The sequence below is a fragment of the Methylocaldum sp. RMAD-M genome (assembly GCF_017832375.1).
In the GTDB taxonomy this organism is placed as follows: domain Bacteria; phylum Pseudomonadota; class Gammaproteobacteria; order Methylococcales; family Methylococcaceae; genus Methylocaldum.
In genome coordinates, this window is sequence record NZ_JAFIBZ010000027.1 from 16,827 (window position 1) to 37,487 (window position 20,661).

The window sequence follows — 20,661 nt, forward strand, 5'->3', positions numbered from 1 at the left end:
CTCCGGTAAAACTCCCCGAGTTCATCGTCCGTACCGAAAAAAAATGACGGCCCGCACGCGACGCTGGCGAAGGGCGTTGACAGTCTCCTCGGCGTGCCCGCGGGTTCCGACATATTCGATAGGTTCCAGAGTTCCGAGGTTTTTGCTTCGAATGCGTTTAAGAATGCGCTGAGTCAGCATACTCGATGCTGCTCCCGGACCGTGAACGATCGCAAGAACGAAGCCGCGCTTGGCGAGAACTCGAGCCGTGTAATCTGCCAATAGTAGACTCTGCTCGCTTATCCCGGACAGCAGATAAAACGTAAACGGATTGACTGCGCGCTCGGGATCCGGAAACTCCGGAGAAGGCTCGATTACCGGGATGCGCAACGCTTTTGCTATATCGGCAAGATCGGCTTGTGCTCGAGGGGAAGCGAATCCGAAAATGGCGAACACATCCTTCTCCTCGATCGATGTTCTTAACCCGGAGCCAGATTTTTCGCCGTCAAGAAACACCGGCTCTACGGTTCGGCCGAAATAGCCGCCCTCGTTATTTCGCGCTCGGAAATAGGCGGTAATGACCCGCCGTATTCTCTCGCCCTTTTGATCGGCCGGAATCAACACTCCTACACGGATGATGCTGTCGCTCAGCCCAGAATCGTGGTCGCCCTCGATGCGCTTGATATAAGCGATCAAATCCGCGAGATCCCGAGCCGACATTCGGTACCGCGGCATTCCCTTATCAAGCTTGTTGCGCGCCGGGTCGAGGCCTTGCGTAATAGCCCGTGCAAGTGTTTCGTCGGTGAACGGCGGATGTGTTCTCCCGTAGGAATGGGCGTGGCCGTAAGGTTTGGCGAGATTGGTCCAGGTGATGTTGGACGGTGTCAGGCCACCTTCGGCCCGCCCGAGTCCGTCTTTGCCATGGCAGCTGGCACAAGGAAGCGCGCGTCCGTTCAGTTCCGCATCGTCGTCGCCCATCAGCGCTGTAACAGGCGTTCCGGACAGACTTTCGCCTCGGAGATAAATGTGCGTTCCGCGCGTTTCCGCCGGCGTCAGTTGCTGCGCGCCGGCAGCCGATTCGAAAAGGAACAGGGATATAGTTGCCAGGTACGCCCTGATGCTGATTCGGAGCCTATCCCTTTGCATGCTGCTCACAAGGCTTAATCACGACGCCAGCCAAATCGCGTCCTCTTATATCTTTATTGCGATAGTCGGTCCGCTAATGTATCGGGCTTCACCTCAACCCGCGCTAGCGAACCTGACCTCGCGAGCATGTCGATCTGGCCATGACTTTTTTCACGCCTTGAAAGCCATAGAGACGAGTCCACAGCCGTCGGCGCCCGTCGCCGATCAAGAGTAAACGCCGCTTATCGATCCATCTCATCGATAAGGTCCGCATTTTCGAGCCTATCCCATTGATGCTCTCCTTTGAGGGGGCAATGGAATAGCTGCCGGCTGCCGGGCAGCCGTTAGTAGAGCTGTGAGAAAACAATAAGACTAGAGTTGTGGCGGAAGACCCGACAAAAACGACTGGGTCAACGAGAAGACTTCAGCGCCGCTTGCCGCATCCTTGGCCAGGAAATAATCGGCGCCGCATGCCGAAGCGGCTTCACGATACTCGACCGCGTCGTAGCTGGTCAGAATGACGATGGCGGGAGAATAAATTGTCTTTATCTTGCGGGTCAGTACGAGACCGTTTTCGCCGGGCAGCTTGAGATCCATGAAAATCAGGTCGGGCCTGACTCCGTCGATTATTCTCATCGCTGCTGCACCGTTCTCGGCTTCGACAATGCCGAGGTGAGCGAACTGATCGCTGAGAAACGCTTTAAGAAAGCGCCGAAAAGACGCGTTGTCATCGACGATTAATATTTTGCACACGACCGCGAGTTCCTTGAAAAATGCGGAAAGCACATATCCCTTTGCGCGTCGAAAAGAAATCCTGTTCAAGCATCCAACGCGCTGCTTATCCGATCATTTGACCGTACACGCTCGCTTTGTTTCCGGCACTAAGGAGTTTTGCTTATTTGGTTCGGCTTCTTCGCCGTAGAAGATGAGCGAAAACAAAGTAGCGTTTTGCCATGGAAGAAAAAAAACGAATCTGCATAGCCGAAGACCATACGATTTTGCGGGAAGGATTACGGATGCTCTTGTCGCAAGATCGGGATCTGGAAGTCGTCTGCGAAGTCCATAACGGCATCGAACTCATCCGGCGATGTCGCGAAGTCATAGCGGATCTCATCTTGCTGGATCTGTCCATGCCCAAGCTAGGGGGCTTGGAGGCCATCCAAGAAATCAAAAAACGAGCGCCGCAATCGAAGATCCTGGTACTGACAGTGCACGATGTCGAAGCATACATCCTCGCGGCCCTGAGATCCGGCGCAGACGGTTATGTTCTAAAGGATGCCACTCATGCGGAACTACGCATCGCCATCCGCAGTGTATTGATCGGGAAGACCTATTTAAGTCCGAGCGTCTCAGGGAAAATCATAAAGGGGTATCTGCAAGTCAAGAGCGCGGAAGAGCCTCGGTCAGCATGGGACAGCTTGACCCATCGGGAGCGAGAGCTTTTGAAACTGATCGGCGAGGGCCATAAAAACAAAGAGATCGCGCAATATCTCCACCTCAGCGTGAAGACCGTGGAAACTCACCGCGCGAACTTAATGAAAAAGCTGGATCTTCATAGCGCGGCGGCACTGACTGCATATGCTATCGAGAAGGGGTTAGTTCTGAGATAGGTGTAGCGGATCGCAATCGGAAACGATCAGGACTGCATTCATCACAAATTCAGAACCGGATTATTCGCAACTATCCGAAGCGCCGGGACCGAGTTTGCGGCCGCTGAGCCTGCCATCATCGCCGCAGGACTGAAATCATCCGGTCCAGGACCGCGTTAGTTGCCACTGTGTCGGTAGGGTTTAGACCAGGGACTGGCGGTGTTCCAAATGGTCCGGACCAACCTTAATGAGACGGGAAAACTGTCTCAGTCTGGCCGTCTCGGTTGGGTATACCTTAACCAGACGATCCCCCCTTGATGGCCAGCTTACACGCTGGAGTGGCTAAGGACGGAATCGAACCGCCGACACGGGGAATTTTAGGAACTCTCTGAAGAATAGCGCTATGCGTCAATGTCTTGCAGGCCCCCGCGCTCTGGCATGAATGGTTACAAAGCCTGGAAATCAAGATCCACTAAACTTATTGGTTACGGAATGGGTATGGCATTGTGTCCGGCACAGTTGATGTGACCCGTGGCACTAATTTGGGAAGGATTGTTTAGCCATTTGGGTAATTTGTCACAGACGGACGCCCGGTGACTCACTTTCAATTCCGCAATTAAAGAAGGCCCGACTCGATCGGACCCAGAACGGATCGGCACAACAACAAGAAGGCGAGGTGGGGGATGGCTTTCACTAGCAAAGCGAGTTCAGCGCTCATAACGCTTTTAGGGGCGATCCTCACTCCGGGACGCCTAGCGGTTTTCCTTATCCTCCCGCTGCTGCCCAATCTGGCCGTGGCCGACACCTATTCCCCGAAGATTACCTGGTGGATTAGTGCTACCGGGGTGTACGTCGAAGGGGATTCCGCTTTTGAAACGGGAACCCTTTACTGTCAACAAACTTTTAACGGCACCCTGCAAAGTGTCGATTTTGATTACGGTGCCCTGGGATGGGTGGTCGGCAATACCTTTCAGGTAACGTGCGCCCGACCGGCCCCTTACTACACGTGGAGTCAGGGTGGGTTTACTCGGGGTGAGTGTTTATACGGCGGCAGCCGGTATGAGCCTTATTCGGCGCCGGCCCAGTGCATCAACGCGCCGTCGTGTCCGGTCGGACAGCAGCGAAATGCGCAAGGACTTTGTACTGTGGATGGTGTTCCAACCGCCAAAAATGTGGGTTGCCCCGACACATGCACATCCGGAAAACCTGAGGAGAACCCCATCAGTGTCGGCAACCCAATCCATACCGGCATCGGCAATAAATACCAGATTGAAGTCGACTATCGCGGCGACGGGGTGTTCCCGCTCGTACTCAAACGCACCTATAACAGCCAAACCCCGGTTGCCAACTACAGTGCTCAGAGCACCTTGGGCAAGGTATGGCAGCACACCTACGATCGAAGGATTGAATATCCGTATCCCAGTACCTCGTGGGCCAAGGTCATTCGGGAGGATGGTCGATTCTACACCTTTCGTTTCCTGAACGGCCAAGCCACTTATGACGCTGACGTCAACTTCAAATTGGCGTGGCTGGGCTCATCTGGCGCGGTGATCACGACCGAGGACGGTTCGCAAGAGACGTACGATTACAACGGTCGGCTAGTCTCGATCAAGAACCGGGCGGGGGCCACCCAGACGCTGACCTACAGCGGCGGTCGGTTGTACCAAGTAATCGATCCCACGGGGCGTACCCTTACCTTCGGCTATGACGGCATAAACCGTCTGATTACCGTCACTGATCCGGCCGGCGGGGTTTATGGTTACACCTACGATAACACCACGAACAACAATGTCGTTAAAGTCACCTACCCGGACGGAAAGTTTAAGACCTATGTCTATAACGAACCGGCCTATACCTCTGGGGCGAACCTGCCAAATGCCCTGACCGGGATCGTGGACGAGAATGGCACCCGCTTCACCACTTTCAAATACGACAGCGCCAATCGGGCGCTTTCGACCGAGCATGCCGGCGGCACCGATTGGTTCGCCGTGGCGTACAACAGCGACGGCACCCGGACAGTCACCGATCCCCTCGGCACCAGCCGAACCTATGGCTTCCAAACGACACTTGGAGTCAGGAAGAATACCGGGATCACCGAACCCTGCATTTCCGGCTGCACCACCAAAACCCTCAGCCAGACCTTTGATGCCAACGGCAATCTCGCTTCCCGCACCGACTTTCGAGGCGTTCAGACCACCTATCAATACGATCTGACCCGGAATCTCGAAACGAGCCGCACCGAAGCGGTGGGGAGCCCAGAAGCTCGAACCATCACCACCCGATGGCATGCCAGCTTCCGGCTGCCGACCCAGATCACCGAACCGGGGCGGACCACGACCTTCACCTACGATGCCGCCGGCAACCGCCTGACCAAAACGATCACCGCGGGCGGACAGAGCCGGACCTGGAGCTATACCTACAACAGCTTTGGCCAAGTCACCAGCGTCGATGGCCCTCGGACCGACGTCAGCGACGTCGCCACGCTGACCTACGACACCAGCGGCAATCTGACCTCCATCACCGATCCTCTGAACCGGGTGACGACCTACGCCTACGATGCCCTGAACCGGCTGGTGTCCGAAACCGACCCCCTCTCGGGCAGCACCGGCTACAGCTACGATGCGCTGGACCATCTCCTCGCGGTGACCGACCCCGCCAATCTCACCACCAGCTACAGCTACAACGGCTTCGGCGATCTGCTCCAGGAGACGAGCCCCAATACCGGCACGACCCACTATACCTACGACAGCGCCGGCAATCGGCTGACGCGAACCGATGCCAACGGCACCCTGGCGACTTCGAGCTACGATGCCCTCAACCGGCTCACCGGCATTGATTATCCCGGCACGGCGTCGGATGTGACCTACTCCTATGATCAGGGCGCCTACGGCCTCGGCCGGCTGACCCAACTCGGCGATAGTCAGACCTCGACCGACTTCGCCTACAGTCCGACCGGGGCGGTGCTCAGCCAGACTCTAAAAGAGACCGCGAGCGGGCTGACGCAAGGGACGATCGCCTACCAGTACGATGCCGCCGACCTTCTGACCCGGATCACCTACAACGCCCTGCACCAGGTCGACTATGCTAGGGCCGTGAACGGGCAAGTCCAAACGATCACCCAAACCACCGGCGGTGGCCCGGTCGAGACCCTTGCGAGTGACATCCAGTACCAGCCCTTCGGCCCCCTCCAAAGCCTCACCTACGGCAACGGTCTCGTCTGGACCCGGAGCTTCGATCTCGATGGGCGACTCACCGGGCAAACCACCGGAACGCTCCAGAGTCTCGCCTATGCCTATGACCCTGTTGGGAATCTCACCGGGTTGACCGATGCGCTCAACAGCGCCCACAGCCAGAGCTTCGGCTACGACGCCCTCGACCGGTTGGTCTCGGCCGCCGGACCCTACGGCACTCTCACCTACACCTATGACCCCACCGGCAACCGGCAGAGCGAGATCCACGACGCCAATACTACCCATTACCAGTATGGCCTGACCGACCAGCGGCTCCAGGCGCAAACCGGCGCGGTGACTAAAACCTACGCCTACGATGCGGCGGGCCACACCCTCCAGGCGGGGACCACCGAGTTCGTCTATGGGGCGAACGGCCGGCTGAGCCAGGCGAAGCAAGGCAGCACGGTCCTTGCCGACTACGGCTACGATGCCCTCGGGCGGCGGGTCACGAAGACCGTCACTGGCCAAACCCGCTACTTCAGCTTCGATTTAGACGGGAAGCTGCTGGCAGACGAGAATGCTTATGTCTACCTGGACGACCGGCCCTTGGTCCAACTCGATAGCCTTGGCAACCCGAGCTATCTCCACCCGAACCATCTGGGCGCGCCGCTCAAAGCCACCAATGAGACGGGAACCGTGGTGTGGGCGGCGGACTCCGAACCGTTCGGGAAAACGAGCCTCGTCAATCCGAGTGTCAGCGTCAACTTGCGCCTGCCGGGGCAGTATTACGATGCCGAGACTGGACTCCACTACAACTATTTCCGGGATTACGATCCGAGCCTCGGGCGGTATCTGGAGAGTGATCCGATCGGCCTCGACGGTGGTCTAAATACCTATGCCTATGTCGAGGGCAACCCCCTTTTGTACATAGACCCACTTGGTCTGACCCGAAAATATGCCAACCTGGGTCAGGGCTATCAAGGTGGTATCGATACATTTGATGTGAATGGTCAATCCAGCTTTGAGATCCACGTATACGACAGAAACGGTAATGAGGTTGGCCTTTATGGGCCAGAAGGCTGGTTTGACAAGCACGGCAAAACCGGGCGGCCAGATGGTTTGCCTGACTCTGTCGAAGCGCAATGCAAAGGCCAAGCCGTAGACTTGGGACGCAGGATGGGCAAGATTCCGCCGAAAGGCCTAGCGGATATTCGCGGTAATAAATGGAAGAATTTTTTTGGCAAGCTTCCCTTTCTAGGACCAATGATAGAGTTGACTAAACCGAGCCCCGAACACGCTTGCGATGTAAATCCATCGGCAGAGTTCTGCCAATGAAAAAGCTCACACATATCTACGAGAACGAGCAGGGCATCACTTGTTTTGATCAATACTTCGATTATCTGAATTGCATAAAGGCCGAAATGCCTGCGCGTCTTGTGGCGTTTGCGACCGATCGCCGACGCTACCAAATCAACGGTGAGAGCACCTTGCACGATGCTTGGTTAAAGTCGATGAGTGTGAGTAAACAGTACGCAGAGGGAGCAGCGGTAATCTCTGTGGTTCAGGTATGTCTGTTGTTGGCCACTCATCGAACAGAGGTCATCTTGAATTACTCGGGCGTGGTAGCGGTAAGTTGCTCATTCGAACCTGATCGTTGGCCTAGTCAGCCAGTGGATTTACTTGTGCATGAATTCAGCAAGGTGGAGAAAGGCATGTTCCGACACTTCATGCAGTTTGATCGCAGTGTTTGGTTAGAAGTGAAGTTCACTGAATTTTCCTTTCAGGAAGGTCCGGGGGACATAGTGTCGTAAGGCGGGTTAGCGTACTCGTATAACTGGGGGTTGAGAATCAACGAAGCAGTCCATGTAGAATGCAGCGACGCAGGTACCGCATCACTCGAGTCCGCAATCAAGGTACCTCCAATCGCAGCAGCGGCAAATTTTCCAATATGGACGCATTTTATTACAGCTCCAAGCGGGCGGCTTACTATCCATTTCCGCAGCACGCCGTGCTGATCCTGGCTGGTGTTTAGATCAAATGGATGCAGGGGTATTGCCATGACAAAAAAGCAATTCCTTTCCCTCATGCGCTTTCCCGATGAGTGGGAGTATTGGGGAATGTACCCTGATGTGTTGTTCAACTGGCAGATAGCAGGATATGTCCCAGGGCATGAGGAGGGAGCTGAACATGATCGAAATGGAGCCTTCCATTGGTGGCTTCGCCAACACCCAACCAAAGCACAGCTTGCAAAACTATTGAAGCTTACTTATCTGGATCCTGATTCGGCGCTCGGGCAGGATGTTAGGAAATATATCTACAGAGCTTCCGGGTTTGATGAAGAATTGGCAGAGCTAGAGCGAAGCTTGTCCAACCCCGCTGGGTAAGGCGGGAAAGCCTTTCATCCCTTCAAAAACGTCTCCGGTTCGATCCCGGCCTGCCTGAGAATGGTCCGGAGCGTGCCTTCTGGCTTGTCGCTGGGAGGGTTGGGAACGGTGGTGTAACGCCGGTAGCGGGGTGTACCCGCTCATGACTACCTGCGGGTCTGGTGGTGACCGCCGAAGCCCTTCTGCGTCCACATAAATGCCCCCTAAGTACATTCCGCAAATATTTGCGGAATCTCGACAGATTGGCTTGATTGGCGGGGTTGTCCTGCAGGTTGCCTATGCCGCAAGACTTCCCTGAATGTACTTAGGCACCGATGACGATCAGTTGCAACTAATGTGGTTCTGACCCGGAGGATTGCAGTCCGGCGCCGATGATAGCAGGCTCAGTTGCGACGAACTCAGGCCCGATCGCACAGATAGTTGCGTTTAATGTGGTCCTAAAATCGCGCTGATTGCAGCCCTCTACAGATAGGGACTGCATCCGGGAGCGTTTCCGGCTTGTGGTTGCGTCCTCGGCAGCGAGCGCTACACGTCCGAGCGGTTTCGCCCCCAAGCATCGCCGACCGGAAACGGAGAAGAAATCTCTACCCGGTCCACACCGCGCGAATAGTCGTTCCGATGCCTGGAGCGGATTCGATGTAAAAAGACCCGCCCGAACTTTCGCTCCGCTGACGCATGCTTGCGAGCCACAGACCGCGTTGTCGTATTTCTCTTTCCAGCGCCTCGCTCACCTCGAACCCGCAACCGTTATCGGTGACGGTCAGTTCGATCACAGAGTCGGTCTTTATCAAACGAAGGACGACGCGATCGGCTTTGGCATGCTTGGCGACATTGTTCAGAGCTTCCTGGACTATTCGGTAGATCGAAATTTTCAATCCTCCGGACAGGTCGTTTTCTCGTATATCCACTTGTTTTTCGATTGCGACGTAGGCATAGATGTCCTGAAATGTACGGCAATGCCAGCTCAGCGTTGCGAGAAGACCCAAGTCGTCGAGAATCGCCGGTCTTAAATCCATCGAGATGCGCCTCACCTCGGAAATGGCCTCCTTGATCACGGGAAGAATAGCCCGCAAGGATCTCTGGCCGGATGCGATCTGGTTGTTTTCAAGCAGAACGTTGACGTTGTCCAAGCTGAATTTGATGGCGCTCAGGTATTGTCCGACCGTGTCGTGAAGTTCCGAAGCGATTCGCTTGCGCTCTTGCTCCTGAGCGCTGAGAAGCTTTGCGGACAATAGGCGGAGTTCGCGTTTCGACTGCCAGACGATTTCCTTCAGCCGTTTCTTCGGAGTTAGGTCGACGACATTCCCAAAGACGGCGCTCGATCCATTATACGAGATCAAGACTTCGCTCCGCTTGATCCAGATGATCTCGCCATCTTTCCTGACGGCTCTGGCTTTGGGCACCGATGGTGTAACGGCCAGTCTTCGCTGATGCATGACCACGCCTTGTTGAGATGACCGACGATCGGAATGAAACAATTTCACCGGTGACATGCCGATCAGCTGATCCTTGGGATATCCGAGAATTTTGGCCAGCTTGTCGTTGGCATAGACGATCTCTCCATACTGGGTGACGTAGATGCCGATGAGCAAACAGTCGTCGAAGACATGCCTGATCGCCAGATGCTCCGATTTCTCGGCTTTCTTGTGGGAATCAGCGATATTTCGACTAAGTTTTCCGGCGTCGGAGGGCTGCCGATAGGCGTGGGGAACGGGTTCGCTGGCGTGCGGTATCAAAACGCCTCGATGCACGGTCTCGACCATTCGTCGGAGCCATTCGACGGGTTTCTTCTTTTCGGCCATCCTTGCCCTCCGCTCGTTCGCTGTAATCCATAAAGTGGCCAACCATCGGAGAATCGTGCACTCCGCCTTTGCCGTGCCTCCATAACCTTGGACGCCATCCCTTCTCCTCCAAGTGGCGGCAACGAAATATAAACGAAAGGAGATCCTGTTTGCAAAGCATAGGCGGCGGGTCTCGGAAGGCCCTGCGACAGCCTCGGATCTGTAGTGCCGTAGGTCGACAATCCCTTGCCGACAAACGTGCCTGACGTTCTTGAAAATCAGTGATCAGATTCGGCGATACGCTTGAGATTTTCCAGGCCGGCTTTAAATAAAGCCTGCATCGACTGAACGGCCGCCTCGTCGTTCAGTTCGTCGGGCGGGAAATTGCCGGTGTCTCCGCGATACAAACGGCTTTTCCATTCCGCCTTGGTCCCCTGCCCCGCCGGCGTCAGCTTCAATACAGCGGAATAGGAACTCGCCGGCAGCGCCTTGACGTTGGCGTCCATCAGCCGGTAGTCGTACTCGTAGGTTTTTTCGTCGTAAAAGTCGAGTTCCTCCACCAATTGTTCGCCGTTCGGAAAAGTCAGGGTACGCTTTTCGCCGGGCTTGTTGCCGCCTTGGGCTTCGCTTTTCGAGATGGCCGGATTCCATTGCGCGACGGCGCCGAACTCCTTGACCGTCTCCCAGACTTTTTCGATGGGACGGTCGATTTCGACGGTTTCGACCACTTTCTGGGGTGTCGGACCATGGGCCGAAACTCCGGCGGAAAAAGCCAAACCGAGCGTCAATAAGGCAGGAACGATCATTTTCATGGAATACACAACTCCTCGGGTTAATGAAAAAGAATGGTGGGAGCGGGCCTTTCGACATAGCTCAAGACAGGTTTCACCCCGCGATATAAACCGTGCTATCCATCAGCGGAGCCTAAACGGCAGAATGCCGTAAAGCACGACCAGCGCGGCCAGAGCCAGGCCGGCAGGCAGCCAGCGAATATCCGCGGCAACCGCTTCGAGGCGCGCGAACTCCGGGCTCTTAAGCGCCAAGCTCAATTCCTCGGGTTTCTCCAGCCGCCGGTAAACGAGTCCGGTCTCGTCGGCCAGTTGGCGAAGATAGTCTTCCTTGAGCGAGGATAGATGCTCGGTTCCGATCACCCGCTCGCTGCCGAACGGCGCGTTCCGCTCGTGATAGCCCTCGATCTCGGAAGGCGGCTTGGGCGGCAGCCCGAACGAGGATCGGTGAGGGACGTCGTCCTCCGAATAGAAACCGACGGCTTCGCCGCGTTCGTCGAATTTCGGAATGGGCGCCGGGCTCAGCCCCCCGGCTCCGACGATCAATCCCCTGAGCTTGCCCTTGAAAGCGCCGAACTCCCGCTTGTAGCGAGGATTGAGAGGCGGGGCTTCCTGGCCGTCGGTAACGAAAACCAGGTTCGAACCGTAATTCTGAAATTGATTCAAGGCATCGTAGAGTCCATCGGCGATGCGGCTGTCGGCACCCCAGGCCATGCGCCAATCGATGTGCTCAATGGCGGTATCGACCGCTTCGAACCCGCGGCAGACTTCGATGGGCTCGAACAGCAGGAAGGATCTTCGCTCGGTGAAGAGCCCCAGCCCCAACCGAGAACCGCAGGGCAATTCCCGCAGGGCCGAGCGCAAGGCGGACTTGACTGTTTCCAAGCGGCTCGTCGACCGGCTTTCTACCCGATAATCGGCGACGTTCATGCTCCGGGTAATGTCGACGACGACGATGTGATCGAATACCGGCCGCGACAGCTTCAGGGTGGGATGGAAAAGCGTAACCCCGACGCTGAGCAAGGCCAGGGCCAGACAGACGAAGCGCGGGTCGCGCGCGCGGGTGGACAGTTTCAAGGCAGGCCCCGCGGAAAACCCGGCACCGTGGTCCACAGCGCCCCCTCTTCTTCATCGTTTTCCTCTTCTCCGCCCTCGCGGCGAATCCTGTCCATTTCCGGCAGAAGCCGCATGGCGACTTCCAGGTTGTATTTGCTGTCCCAGTGGTTCGGGTCCAGGCGCAACGCCTTCTTGTAGGCATCCTTGGCCAATTCCACCAGCGGCAGCGCCCGGTTGATCTCGTTTTGTTCCACGTGTGTCAAGGCGCGTCGCAGGTGCAGGTTCCCGAGATCGAACAGGGCCGTAACGCGAAATCGGGTATCGCCCTGGTCGACCAGATAGCCGTAGGCATCCAGGGCCTCTTCATGACGATCCTTGCCGGCGAGATAAACCGCCCGAGCCAGCCTCACTTCCGGCGCCGCACGGACTCGATCGTCCGGGGAAATATCGGTGCCGCTCAGCAAGCTTCGAACCTGCTCCCCGGCAAGCTCGATCCGCCGGAGCTCCTGCCATTCCAATATTCCGGCGATGGTCGAAACGGCTAGCGCCAGCAGCGCGATTTTCAGCTCTAGGCTTTTTCCCATGATTCAGCTTCCGAGAGTTTCACGCCGATCAACAGCAGCAACGCGAAACCTGCCGCGCCGTAGCAGAGCGGCGTCAGATCCAGGCGCGGAATGCGGGCCTGATAATGGATCGGCAGGCTTTCGATCCGGTCGATATCGGCTATGGCCTGACGCAGGGCAGCCGGATTTTCCGCCTCGTATGCCTTGTACGGGATGCCGAGGCTTTCGAAAAACAAATGCAGATAACGCTCGGGCCGGACGCTCGCGTTATCGTCGCGCGGATCCTCCGGTATTTCGAAGATGCCGGGACTTCCGAGAGTCCGGAGAAAAATCCAGTACAGGCGGATTTGATGCTCCTTGAACAGCTTGCGCAGTTTCTGCTCGCTGTCCGGATCGACAACCGCCGCGCCGTCGGACACCAGCAGCACGATGCGAGACCCGGTGAGCGCCTGGCCGGCGAAGTACGACAGCGCCAGCAGCAAGCCTTTACCGATGTGCGTTTGCGCCAGGGCCGGCAAACGCAAGGCGCGCACCGCAGCCAGCACCGCCTCGCGGTCGTCGGTCAGGGGCAGTACGAATAAGGGGCCTGTGCTGTAGGCCGCGACGCCGGTCCGGTCGTTCTTTCGTTCGCTGACGAATTCGCTGAGCAAGCGCTCCGCCGCGGCTGATTTCGCCTCTTCGGCGCCCGACGGCGCACGCCCCGCGAAACTGTGGTCCATGCTCTGGCTGCGGTCGAGAAGCAACACGATATGGGCGCCGTTACCGACTCGATCGACCGCATATTCCTCCCGATGCAGCCCGGCGAGTCCGAGCACCAGACCGGTGATGGCGACGACGCCCATCAGCTTGATCAGCCAGGTCCAGACGCGCGATTGCGCATCGGCGGGCAGCAACGCATTCCACGGCGCATCGAAGCCGGTCACCGGCAGACGGACCAGCGGCAGCAGAGCGAGGCCGAGGAACGGCAGAACCCAGGCATGATCGACCGCCAGATTCATCGAAGATTCCGCTCTACGTCGTAACAGTCCCGGCAAAGGCGGAAGAGCCTGGGCATCGGAAATTCCGTCTGCGCCCCCCCTCTCTGGGGTTCGCCCCTTCGGGGCCCGCTTTGCGGTCCAAGTTCGTTCCCGACGAACTTGTCCTTGGGCCGTTCGGTGAAAAAGAAATCGTAGGAGCTCGCGAAAAAGGCGGCAATTTCCTCGCGCAAAGGTTCGAATGCCGGATGATCCGCAAAGAATGCCTCCAGATGATCCGAAAATAGCGGCTGCCCGTTTACGCCGTTGAACGCCCGGTGGATGGCGGTATAGGCGGAGGAATAGTCCGGTGCCCCGGATGCTCGGCTCAAGGTTCGTACGGCGCGGCAGGCCGCTCTGAAATGGCGGCCTCTCTGTTGCCAGGGAAGATAGCCGTAAAGATAAAACAGGTACAATCCAGCCCCCGCGCCGGCGGCGGCGGCCGAAGCCAGTCCTCGGAGCGGACCGGTTCGGCTCGGAAGCGCGGGAGGCGCATCAGGCTGCATCGGCTCCAGCCCTTCCTCCCGAAGAATCGAAAGCTCGCGAATCGGCGCCGTGGTGAAACGCCAGGCCGGCACTTCCAGTTCGAAGACATCCTCACCGTGGGTAAAGGCCAGCTTGAAGGCGGGAATCGCCAGATTCTTGACCTCCAATGGCGCGTAAAAACTTTGATAGGCGAGTTCTATCGAATAGCGGCGCAGACCGTCGTGCTCCGACTCCCGTACGTTCGCCTCCCGCAGTTCCAGCCAGCGATTGATTCGGCTCGGAGGAAGCGAATTTCGGTCGAGCAAGGCTTCCCGATCGACCGCGACATTCAGCGTCTGCCGGATAACATCACCGATGGCATAGCCGAATGGACGCGGCGTCGAGACCTGAAAGTCCCTGACCGGGCCGGGAGTCTCGCCGCCGTGCGAAACAGCAGCGCCTAAAAAAAGCAGCAGAAAAGCGAGGTACGTCCTTTTCATAAGGCGCGCTGAAAATACCGGGTAAGATAGTCGGCCTTGAATCCTTCTTCGAGAAACAGCGGCTCCCGCCCGTGACTGAGGAACAGATGAACCAGACGCTCCCGCCGATCCCGGTAGGATTCTTCCAGCCGCGCACGAAGCTTCGGGCGTAACAGCAGCAAGCGCTCCGAACCGTCTTCCAGGTCGCGCATACGGCGAAATCCGAGCGTAGCCTCGCCCCCCATCTCGCTCGCGTCCCAAAATACCAAGGGCACTACATCGTGCGGCCCCAGAGACACCAGAATCCGTTTGACCAAGGTCAAGGGCATGTGGAAGTCGGAGACGAGAAAAACCAATGAACGCGAATTGGGCACGCATCGCGCCGCTTCCACCAGGCCACGGGCGTTTGTCCCCTTGGGTCGAAACCGGCGCAGACGCCTCACCAGGTTCAAAGCCATGGCGGGGTGACGGCACAGCGGCAGGGAAAATTCGGCGTGGATCTTTTCCGAGCAACCGATGATTCCCAAGGAGTCGCCGGTGCGGTACGCGGACAAGGCCAAAGACGCCAGGAAATCGGCCAGCGTGTCCATTTTGGAACCGGTGCCGCGAAACTCCATCGACGCCGACAAATCCACGATGGCGAACACCTTGATGGCACTGCGTTGCTCGTAGATCCGGACGGCATAGCCGCCGAAGGGATCGAGCACGCTGGCCCGGAGATCGATCCGGCGCGGATCCGGGTGTTTCAGCAAGGGCGCGAGCCCATGAAAGCGCTCGCCGCTGCCGGAGCGCCGGCTCGGATGAAAGCCGGGGCGCACGGCATCGGAACGCCAGGAAACCCGGTAATGGAATTCCTCGGTATGCCTAGCCTGCATTTCTCACACCCCTTCGTAGCGAGGACGTCGAGGCGTCGGTGCGGCGCGCCGCACGGACTGAGTGGCGGCGTCGTGGTAGGTCGGGAATCCTTTCCCGACACACGCTCGTCGGCAAAGGATTGCCGACCTACGACGTCGAGCCGGCGCGAAAGAGTACGGTGCGCCACGGCGAGCGAATCGGCGTCCGCAGTAGAAGGGGTGTGAGAAATGCAGGCTAGCAATCACGGTGCGGCAATCGAATGGAGGATTTTATCCACCAATCCCGGCACCAGTTCATCGCGCCGGTATTCGTAAGCGGGTTTCAGGAACACCCGATGCGCCATGGCCGGATAGAACACGCCCTGTATGTCCTCGGGAATGACCCGGTCGCGGCCTTTGAGCCAGGCATGGACGCGCGCGGCGCGAATCAGATAACTCATGCCGCGGGGACTCGCCCCGGCCTGGATGAGCTCGGACATGTCGGCGTCGGCCACGGAGATGCCGAACCGCTCCGGTTCGTGACTGGCGCGCCACAAGTCGCGGGTATAGGCACGCAGCGTCGGGCTGGCCTGAATGCCGCTCTGGATGGCCGCGGCGATCTCGTCGAGCTCGCGATAAGGCAGCACGGCCGGCGTCACCACCCCGAGCAGACGGTTGACATCGTGGTACCGCGGATCAAAGGTCAGCTGATCCAGGATATCCGCGTCGCTCGGATAGTCCATTGCGATCTCTAACAGGAACCGATCGCGGGCGGCAGCCGGAAGCTCGAAGGTTTCCTCTTTCTCCACCCGGTTGCGGTCGGCGAACACCTGAAGATAGGGGAATCGGAACTCGCGGTTGAATGCGGTGACGCTGCGCTCGGCCATGATGCGCAGCAGCAACGAGTGAATCTGGGGACGCGCCCGGTTGATTTCGTTGAAGAAGAAGGTCGAAAGCCCCTCACCGTGCTTGAGCACGGGACCTGGATCGACTCGCGGCCGGCCGTTCTCGTCGAGGTAGGTGTAATAGATCAAATCGGCGGGCATCAAATCGATGGTCCCTTCGATCCGTTCGTACTCGCCCCCGATGGCGAGTGACACGGCTCTCAGCAAAGTGGTCTTGCCCACACCGACGTTGCCCTCCAGCAGCACGTGGCCGCGGGCGAACACGGCGATGGTCATCAGCCGGATTGCTCGCGGCTGGCCGATGATGGCTTTTTCGATTTCCGACTCGAAGCGAAAAGCTTTTTCTCGCCAGTCGGCCAATAGTTGTTCGGAATGCATGTTTGAATTATTGGAATAGCCAACCTATCGTAAGGCGGGTTAGCCGGTATTCCGGCGTAACCCGCCTTACGAGGCGAGGCGGCGGGTTACGCAAGTACGCTAACCCGCCCTACAACTCCCAAGCCGCCAGCCAACTCAATCTACCTTGTAGACGAACTTCCCGGTCTTGCTGAACTGTTCCCAGCGCTTCTGATTGCGGGCTTCCATGGCCTTGATGGCCTCTTGTTGCTTGTTCAGCTCCGCCGGGTCGTGCTTCGGATCATATTTGCTGCCCGCCACTTTTTCGGGATAACCGGGTTTCGGCTCCCAGCAATTGCCCGGTGCCTTGCACTTGGTGCCGTCGTAGGCACTCGCGTTGAAAGCGGCTATGGACAACAGCCCGGCGCTCAGGATTAAAGTTTTCAGTTTCATTGGTCGAGTCTCCTGTTCGGTGGTGGGGAAAGCTATTTGAGCCATTCGGCCTTGGCGGGATCGCCTTTGTAGATGTCGCGCAGCCAGGCCATGACTCGAAGCATTTCGTCGGCGTTCAGATTGGTACTCTGCGGCCCCATCATGCCTTGGGCACCGCCCCAGAGAACTTCGAACAAGCCGACATCGGTAGCGGCTCTCGGGTAAGTCCAGTAGTCGTCTCCCAGTCCCGGCCCCAGTTTGCCTTCGGCCTCGTGACCATGGCAGCCGGAGCATGCGGTGAGATACAGGCTATGGCCTTTTTCGATGGCTTCCTTGTCGCCGTTGTAGGGGTTCTTGCCTGTTTCCTTGAATTTCTTGAAAGCGTCCGTATCGCCGCCTTTTTTACCGTATTCGAAATCCAGGGTCTCGCCGGTGACGGCGTGGCGAAAAGTGATTTCCGCACAGCTTTCGGCGGATACGAGGGCCACGCCCACGGCGAGCGCAGCGATACTGATTCGTAATTTCATGAAGCTTGTGTCCTCTTCGTTTTTTTATTCATTTAATTCGTGGCCGGCTGAAACCTGGCAGCGCCCAGGAATTCCGCTCACGGATTCCTGCCGCACATCCCTGTGCGGCCCCCCCTAAGGGTGCCGCGTGTGCAAGTCAGCCTCGCTCCGCTACTCAGTGCTGCCTCGCCGATCGCCAGGCCGACTTGTCATGCGGCAGATCCCTCTGCCGCACCTTCCATGTACTCTGCGGACCAGCCGGCAGAACAGCCCTCGGGAAGAGGGGTTTGACGCGAACGGTCAGCCAAACTGAAAAACGGGAATGTTTTTCATTAGCCACCACTCGTCCGCCGCATCCGTGCTACGTCGATTTGCCTTTTTTGGCGATCTCCCTCGCAGCCGCTCCCGTTTCCTCCACGGGCAATAGCGGAACTCCCTCCGCGTTGAGCAGCGCGCGAATCTCCTTCTCGCGCTTCTTCAACACCCGGTTGATGTCCGCCAGCAAGGCTTCCTCACCTTTTCTCACGCCAACGGAGGTGGAATAGTGGTGCGGCACCTTTTCCCCGTCCGAGCGGGCCTGATGATCCGGGATCACTCGCATCTCCAGAGGTCTGTCCGCGTTTTTGACATAACGGGCAGCCTGGGGCCCCCAAAGCACCGCCAGGTCGGCGCTGCCGGACTCGACTTCCCGAACCAGTTTTTCGGGGTCGTAGCGAACATATTGGTTGCGGCGCGCCTTGAAACCAACCAGGGATTGCAGGTAGTTGAACTGGTCGTAATAGCGTCCGACCTTCTTGAGCATGGTCTCCGCGGGGGTATCCGGCATGAACGCGATACGTTCGGCCTTCTTCAGAAAGTCGCTGTCCCAATCGGCGACCTTTACTCCTTTTTCCTTGCGGTATATGAACACGTACCCGGAACGATAATACGGCTTCGACGTCGACATCCGCGGATCGTCCGTATCCACGCCGATAACGACATCGCACAAGCCCCGATCCAGCTGGTCCCGAATGAAGTACCGCGGATCTTGCCACCACACGTATTCCACCGGCCTTCCCAATTCCTTGCCGATCAGTTCCGCCAGCTTGTTTTCGAAGCCTTCGCCGTCCTTGTTTGAATAAGGCAGTTCGTTTTCCGCAGCACAAACTTTGAGGGGCTCTGCGGCCGCCTCAGGTCCGCTGCCGATATCGGCCAACAGCCAGGCGCAAATGACTATGCGTGTCAAACGCATGGGGTGATTTCCTCCCAATAAATAAAGAGTCGCTCGACGTAGGGCGGGTTAGACGCGCAGCCCCACCTTGCCATCCGGATTCCACGGCAGTCCGGCGCGTCGTAACCCGCCGGATGTCGCGGACGGCGGGTTACGCGAGTACGCTAACCCGCCCTACGACCATGCGGTACTTATAGCGAGAACACGAACAGCGCACCGCCCATCTGGGTGTGGTGAGCCAGCTCCTTGAACGCGCCTACCGCACCAAGACCAGCGGTCGGGTCCTTCAGGTCGAACACCAGACCGACACCAGGCCAGCCGCCGACGCCCGAGTAGATGGCGACGTACTGTCTGCCGTTGTGCTTATAAGTGATGGGATGGCCGATAACGCCGGAAGGAAGCTTGAACTTCCAGACCTCCTTGCCGTTGCGGGAATCCAGCGCCTTGATGTAGCCATCGAGCGTACCGTAGAACACCAGATTGCCGGCGGTCGCCAGGGTGCCTCCCCAGACGGCGAACTTCTCCGGAATTTCCCATTCCATCTTGCCGGTGACCGAGTTCATGGCCTTGACCTGACCCAAGGTGCCTTTCGGTCCCGGATACATATTGAGGGTCGCGCCCACGAAGAACTGGCCGGCACGGTAAGGCAGCATGAACGGTTCCCAATCCATGCAGATGTGGTTCACGCCCATGAAGAACAGTTTCTTTTCAGGGTCGTAGGATTCGATACCCTGGTTGTGGTAACCCATGGCCGAGGGGCAAATCCCTTTCGCTTCGTGGTCCATGCGGGTGGAGTATTCCGGATCGCGGATCGGCAAGCCAGTCTTGAGATCGACCTTTTTCACCCAATTCACGGTGTCGTCGATCTTGAAGGCGTTGACCAGATCGCCGGTTTCCCGGTTGAGGGTGTAGACGATGCCATTGCGGTCGGGATGGGTCAGAAGCGGCGTCATCTTGCCGTCCACTTCCTGCTCGGACAAGCCCATGTAATTGACACCGGCGTAATCCCATTCGTCGTGCGGCGTCTTCTGATAGCCGAACTTGGCCTTGCCGGTGTTGAGATCACGACCCCAAATGGTCATGGTCCACTTGTTGTCGCCGGGGCGCATGGTTTCGTTCCAGGGCGCCGGGTTGCCGGAACCGTAGTAGATCATGTCCAGCTTGGGATCATAGGCATACCAGCCCCAGTTGGTGCCGCCGCCGATCTTCCAGGCGTCGCCTTCCCAGGTTTGCTGGCCGAGCCCGAACTGGCCGTAGTGAGGGTTATGTACGTTGAACGACTTGTCCAACAGCAGATCTTCGTCGGAACCGGTGGCGTAGGCACGCCATTCCATCTTGCCGTCCTTGATGTTGTAGGCGGTCACGTAGCCGCGCACGCCCAGCTCGGCTCCGGCGGACCCGACCAGCACCTTGTCCTTAGCCACGAAGGGCGCGCCGGTCAGGGTGGAACCCATGGTGATGTCGGAGTTTTCCATCTTCCAGATTTCTTCGCCGGTCTTGGCGTTGAGGGCGACGACATGACCGTCCAACTGATTCAGGAAAATCTTGGCCGGACCGTGGTCGCCGGCGGGTACGTAGGCGAGGCCTCGGTTCACTACGTCGCAGCAGGCAACGGCGCGGGCCGCCGGATTCTGCTTCGGCTTGTATTGCCAGAGAATCTTGCCGGGATCGTTGAGATCGAGGGCGTATACGTTGTTGGGGAACGGCGTGTGGACGTACATGATGCCGTCCGCTACTAGGGGGGCACCCTCGTGACCATGCAGTGTGCCGGTGGAGAACGTCCACGCCACCTTGAGGTGATGGATGTTCTCTACATTGATTTGGTCCATCTCGGAGTAATGGGTGGCGCTGTAATCCTTGGTCTGCATGACCCAGTTCTTCGGATCCTTAGCCATTTCGATGAGAGCGTCGTTTGCGGAGCCGGTGCCGGAGACGGCCAAAAGCCCCCCTGCCATCAGAGCGCCGCTGACGGCCGCCGCCAGTTTGCGTTTTTGCATGTTTTCTCCTCGCTGAATACTTGTTCGGACTGTCCTGAGACAGAGCGATC

General features: G+C 57.9%; 18 protein-coding genes. 4 read left to right on the top strand and 14 right to left on the bottom strand.

Going from position 1 to position 20,661, the window contains the following annotated elements; translation table 11 throughout:
• Positions 1 to 21: 21 nt before the first annotated feature.
• On the bottom strand, positions 22 to 1,125 hold the full coding sequence (locus JOD69_RS19550; protein ID WP_077729594.1) for an ABC transporter substrate-binding protein: 1,104 nt from the start codon (positions 1,123 to 1,125) through the stop codon (positions 22 to 24).
• A 351-nt stretch (positions 1,126 to 1,476) separates the two neighbouring features.
• A complete protein-coding gene (locus tag JOD69_RS19555) occupies positions 1,477 to 1,857 on the bottom strand; it encodes a response regulator (protein WP_168183716.1) in 381 nt (126 codons plus the stop codon).
• A 200-nt stretch (positions 1,858 to 2,057) separates the two neighbouring features.
• Here JOD69_RS19555 and JOD69_RS19560 point away from each other — a divergent pair, with 200 nt between their 5' ends.
• The 4 genes from JOD69_RS19560 (at position 2,058) to JOD69_RS19575 (ending at position 8,247) form a co-directional block, all read left to right on the top strand.
• A complete protein-coding gene (locus tag JOD69_RS19560; RefSeq protein ID WP_086133149.1) occupies positions 2,058 to 2,714 on the top strand; it encodes a response regulator transcription factor in 657 nt (218 codons plus the stop codon).
• Between the two features lie 662 nt (positions 2,715 to 3,376).
• Positions 3,377 to 7,198, top strand: a complete 3,822-nt coding sequence (locus tag JOD69_RS19565; RefSeq protein WP_086133148.1) for an RHS repeat-associated core domain-containing protein — start codon at positions 3,377 to 3,379, stop codon at positions 7,196 to 7,198.
• Positions 7,195 to 7,674 carry a hypothetical protein gene (locus JOD69_RS19570; protein ID WP_086133147.1) on the top strand — a complete coding sequence of 160 codons (480 nt, stop codon included), beginning with the start codon at positions 7,195 to 7,197 and terminating at the stop codon, positions 7,672 to 7,674. Before JOD69_RS19565 ends, JOD69_RS19570 begins: the two co-directional genes overlap by 4 nt.
• Before the next feature lie 246 nt (positions 7,675 to 7,920).
• The gene (locus tag JOD69_RS19575) at positions 7,921 to 8,247 is read left to right on the top strand and encodes a hypothetical protein (protein WP_086133146.1); all 327 of its coding nucleotides are present in this window, start codon (positions 7,921 to 7,923) and stop codon (positions 8,245 to 8,247) included.
• Between the two features lie 584 nt (positions 8,248 to 8,831).
• On the opposite strand, the gene JOD69_RS19580 is transcribed toward JOD69_RS19575, so the two are convergent.
• From JOD69_RS19580 to JOD69_RS19635, 12 genes are all read right to left on the bottom strand, one after another.
• Positions 8,832 to 10,049 (bottom strand): PAS domain-containing sensor histidine kinase, encoded by a 1,218-nt coding sequence (locus JOD69_RS19580; RefSeq protein ID WP_086133145.1) that lies wholly within the window; start codon positions 10,047 to 10,049, stop codon positions 8,832 to 8,834.
• A 257-nt stretch (positions 10,050 to 10,306) separates the two neighbouring features.
• A complete protein-coding gene (locus tag JOD69_RS19585; RefSeq protein WP_086133144.1) occupies positions 10,307 to 10,840 on the bottom strand; it encodes an SRPBCC family protein in 534 nt (177 codons plus the stop codon).
• 102 nt (positions 10,841 to 10,942) lie between these two features.
• Positions 10,943 to 11,929 (bottom strand): vWA domain-containing protein, encoded by a 987-nt coding sequence (locus tag JOD69_RS19590; RefSeq protein ID WP_240502453.1) that lies wholly within the window; start codon positions 11,927 to 11,929, stop codon positions 10,943 to 10,945.
• Positions 11,890 to 12,456: a hypothetical protein gene (locus JOD69_RS19595; protein ID WP_086133143.1), complete on the bottom strand. Its 567-nt coding sequence runs from the start codon at positions 12,454 to 12,456 to the stop codon at positions 11,890 to 11,892. Before JOD69_RS19595 ends, JOD69_RS19590 begins: the two co-directional genes overlap by 40 nt.
• Complete coding sequence (locus JOD69_RS19600) at positions 12,441 to 13,433, bottom strand: vWA domain-containing protein (protein WP_086133142.1); 993 nt, start codon at positions 13,431 to 13,433, stop codon at positions 12,441 to 12,443. The genes JOD69_RS19595 and JOD69_RS19600 overlap by 16 nt, the downstream gene beginning before the upstream one ends.
• The gene (locus JOD69_RS19605; RefSeq protein ID WP_086133141.1) at positions 13,430 to 14,413 is read right to left on the bottom strand and encodes a hypothetical protein; all 984 of its coding nucleotides are present in this window, start codon (positions 14,411 to 14,413) and stop codon (positions 13,430 to 13,432) included. Before JOD69_RS19605 ends, JOD69_RS19600 begins: the two co-directional genes overlap by 4 nt.
• Positions 14,410 to 15,267 (bottom strand): vWA domain-containing protein, encoded by an 858-nt coding sequence (locus tag JOD69_RS19610; protein WP_077729602.1) that lies wholly within the window; start codon positions 15,265 to 15,267, stop codon positions 14,410 to 14,412. The genes JOD69_RS19605 and JOD69_RS19610 overlap by 4 nt, the downstream gene beginning before the upstream one ends.
• A 221-nt stretch (positions 15,268 to 15,488) precedes the next feature.
• Positions 15,489 to 16,508 (bottom strand): MoxR family ATPase, encoded by a 1,020-nt coding sequence (locus JOD69_RS19615; RefSeq protein ID WP_086133140.1) that lies wholly within the window; start codon positions 16,506 to 16,508, stop codon positions 15,489 to 15,491.
• Between the two features lie 135 nt (positions 16,509 to 16,643).
• Positions 16,644 to 16,919 carry a methanol dehydrogenase [cytochrome c] subunit gene (locus tag JOD69_RS19620; RefSeq protein ID WP_077729605.1) on the bottom strand — a complete coding sequence of 92 codons (276 nt, stop codon included), beginning with the start codon at positions 16,917 to 16,919 and terminating at the stop codon, positions 16,644 to 16,646.
• A gap of 32 nt (positions 16,920 to 16,951) precedes the next feature.
• Positions 16,952 to 17,425: a cytochrome c(L), periplasmic gene (moxG, locus tag JOD69_RS19625; protein ID WP_086133139.1), complete on the bottom strand. Its 474-nt coding sequence runs from the start codon at positions 17,423 to 17,425 to the stop codon at positions 16,952 to 16,954.
• Between the two features lie 340 nt (positions 17,426 to 17,765).
• Positions 17,766 to 18,635 (bottom strand): methanol oxidation system protein MoxJ, encoded by an 870-nt coding sequence (moxJ, locus tag JOD69_RS19630; protein WP_077729608.1) that lies wholly within the window; start codon positions 18,633 to 18,635, stop codon positions 17,766 to 17,768.
• 170 nt (positions 18,636 to 18,805) lie between these two features.
• A complete protein-coding gene (locus tag JOD69_RS19635) occupies positions 18,806 to 20,611 on the bottom strand; it encodes a methanol/ethanol family PQQ-dependent dehydrogenase (RefSeq protein ID WP_077729610.1) in 1,806 nt (601 codons plus the stop codon).
• Positions 20,612 to 20,661 lie beyond the last annotated feature (50 nt).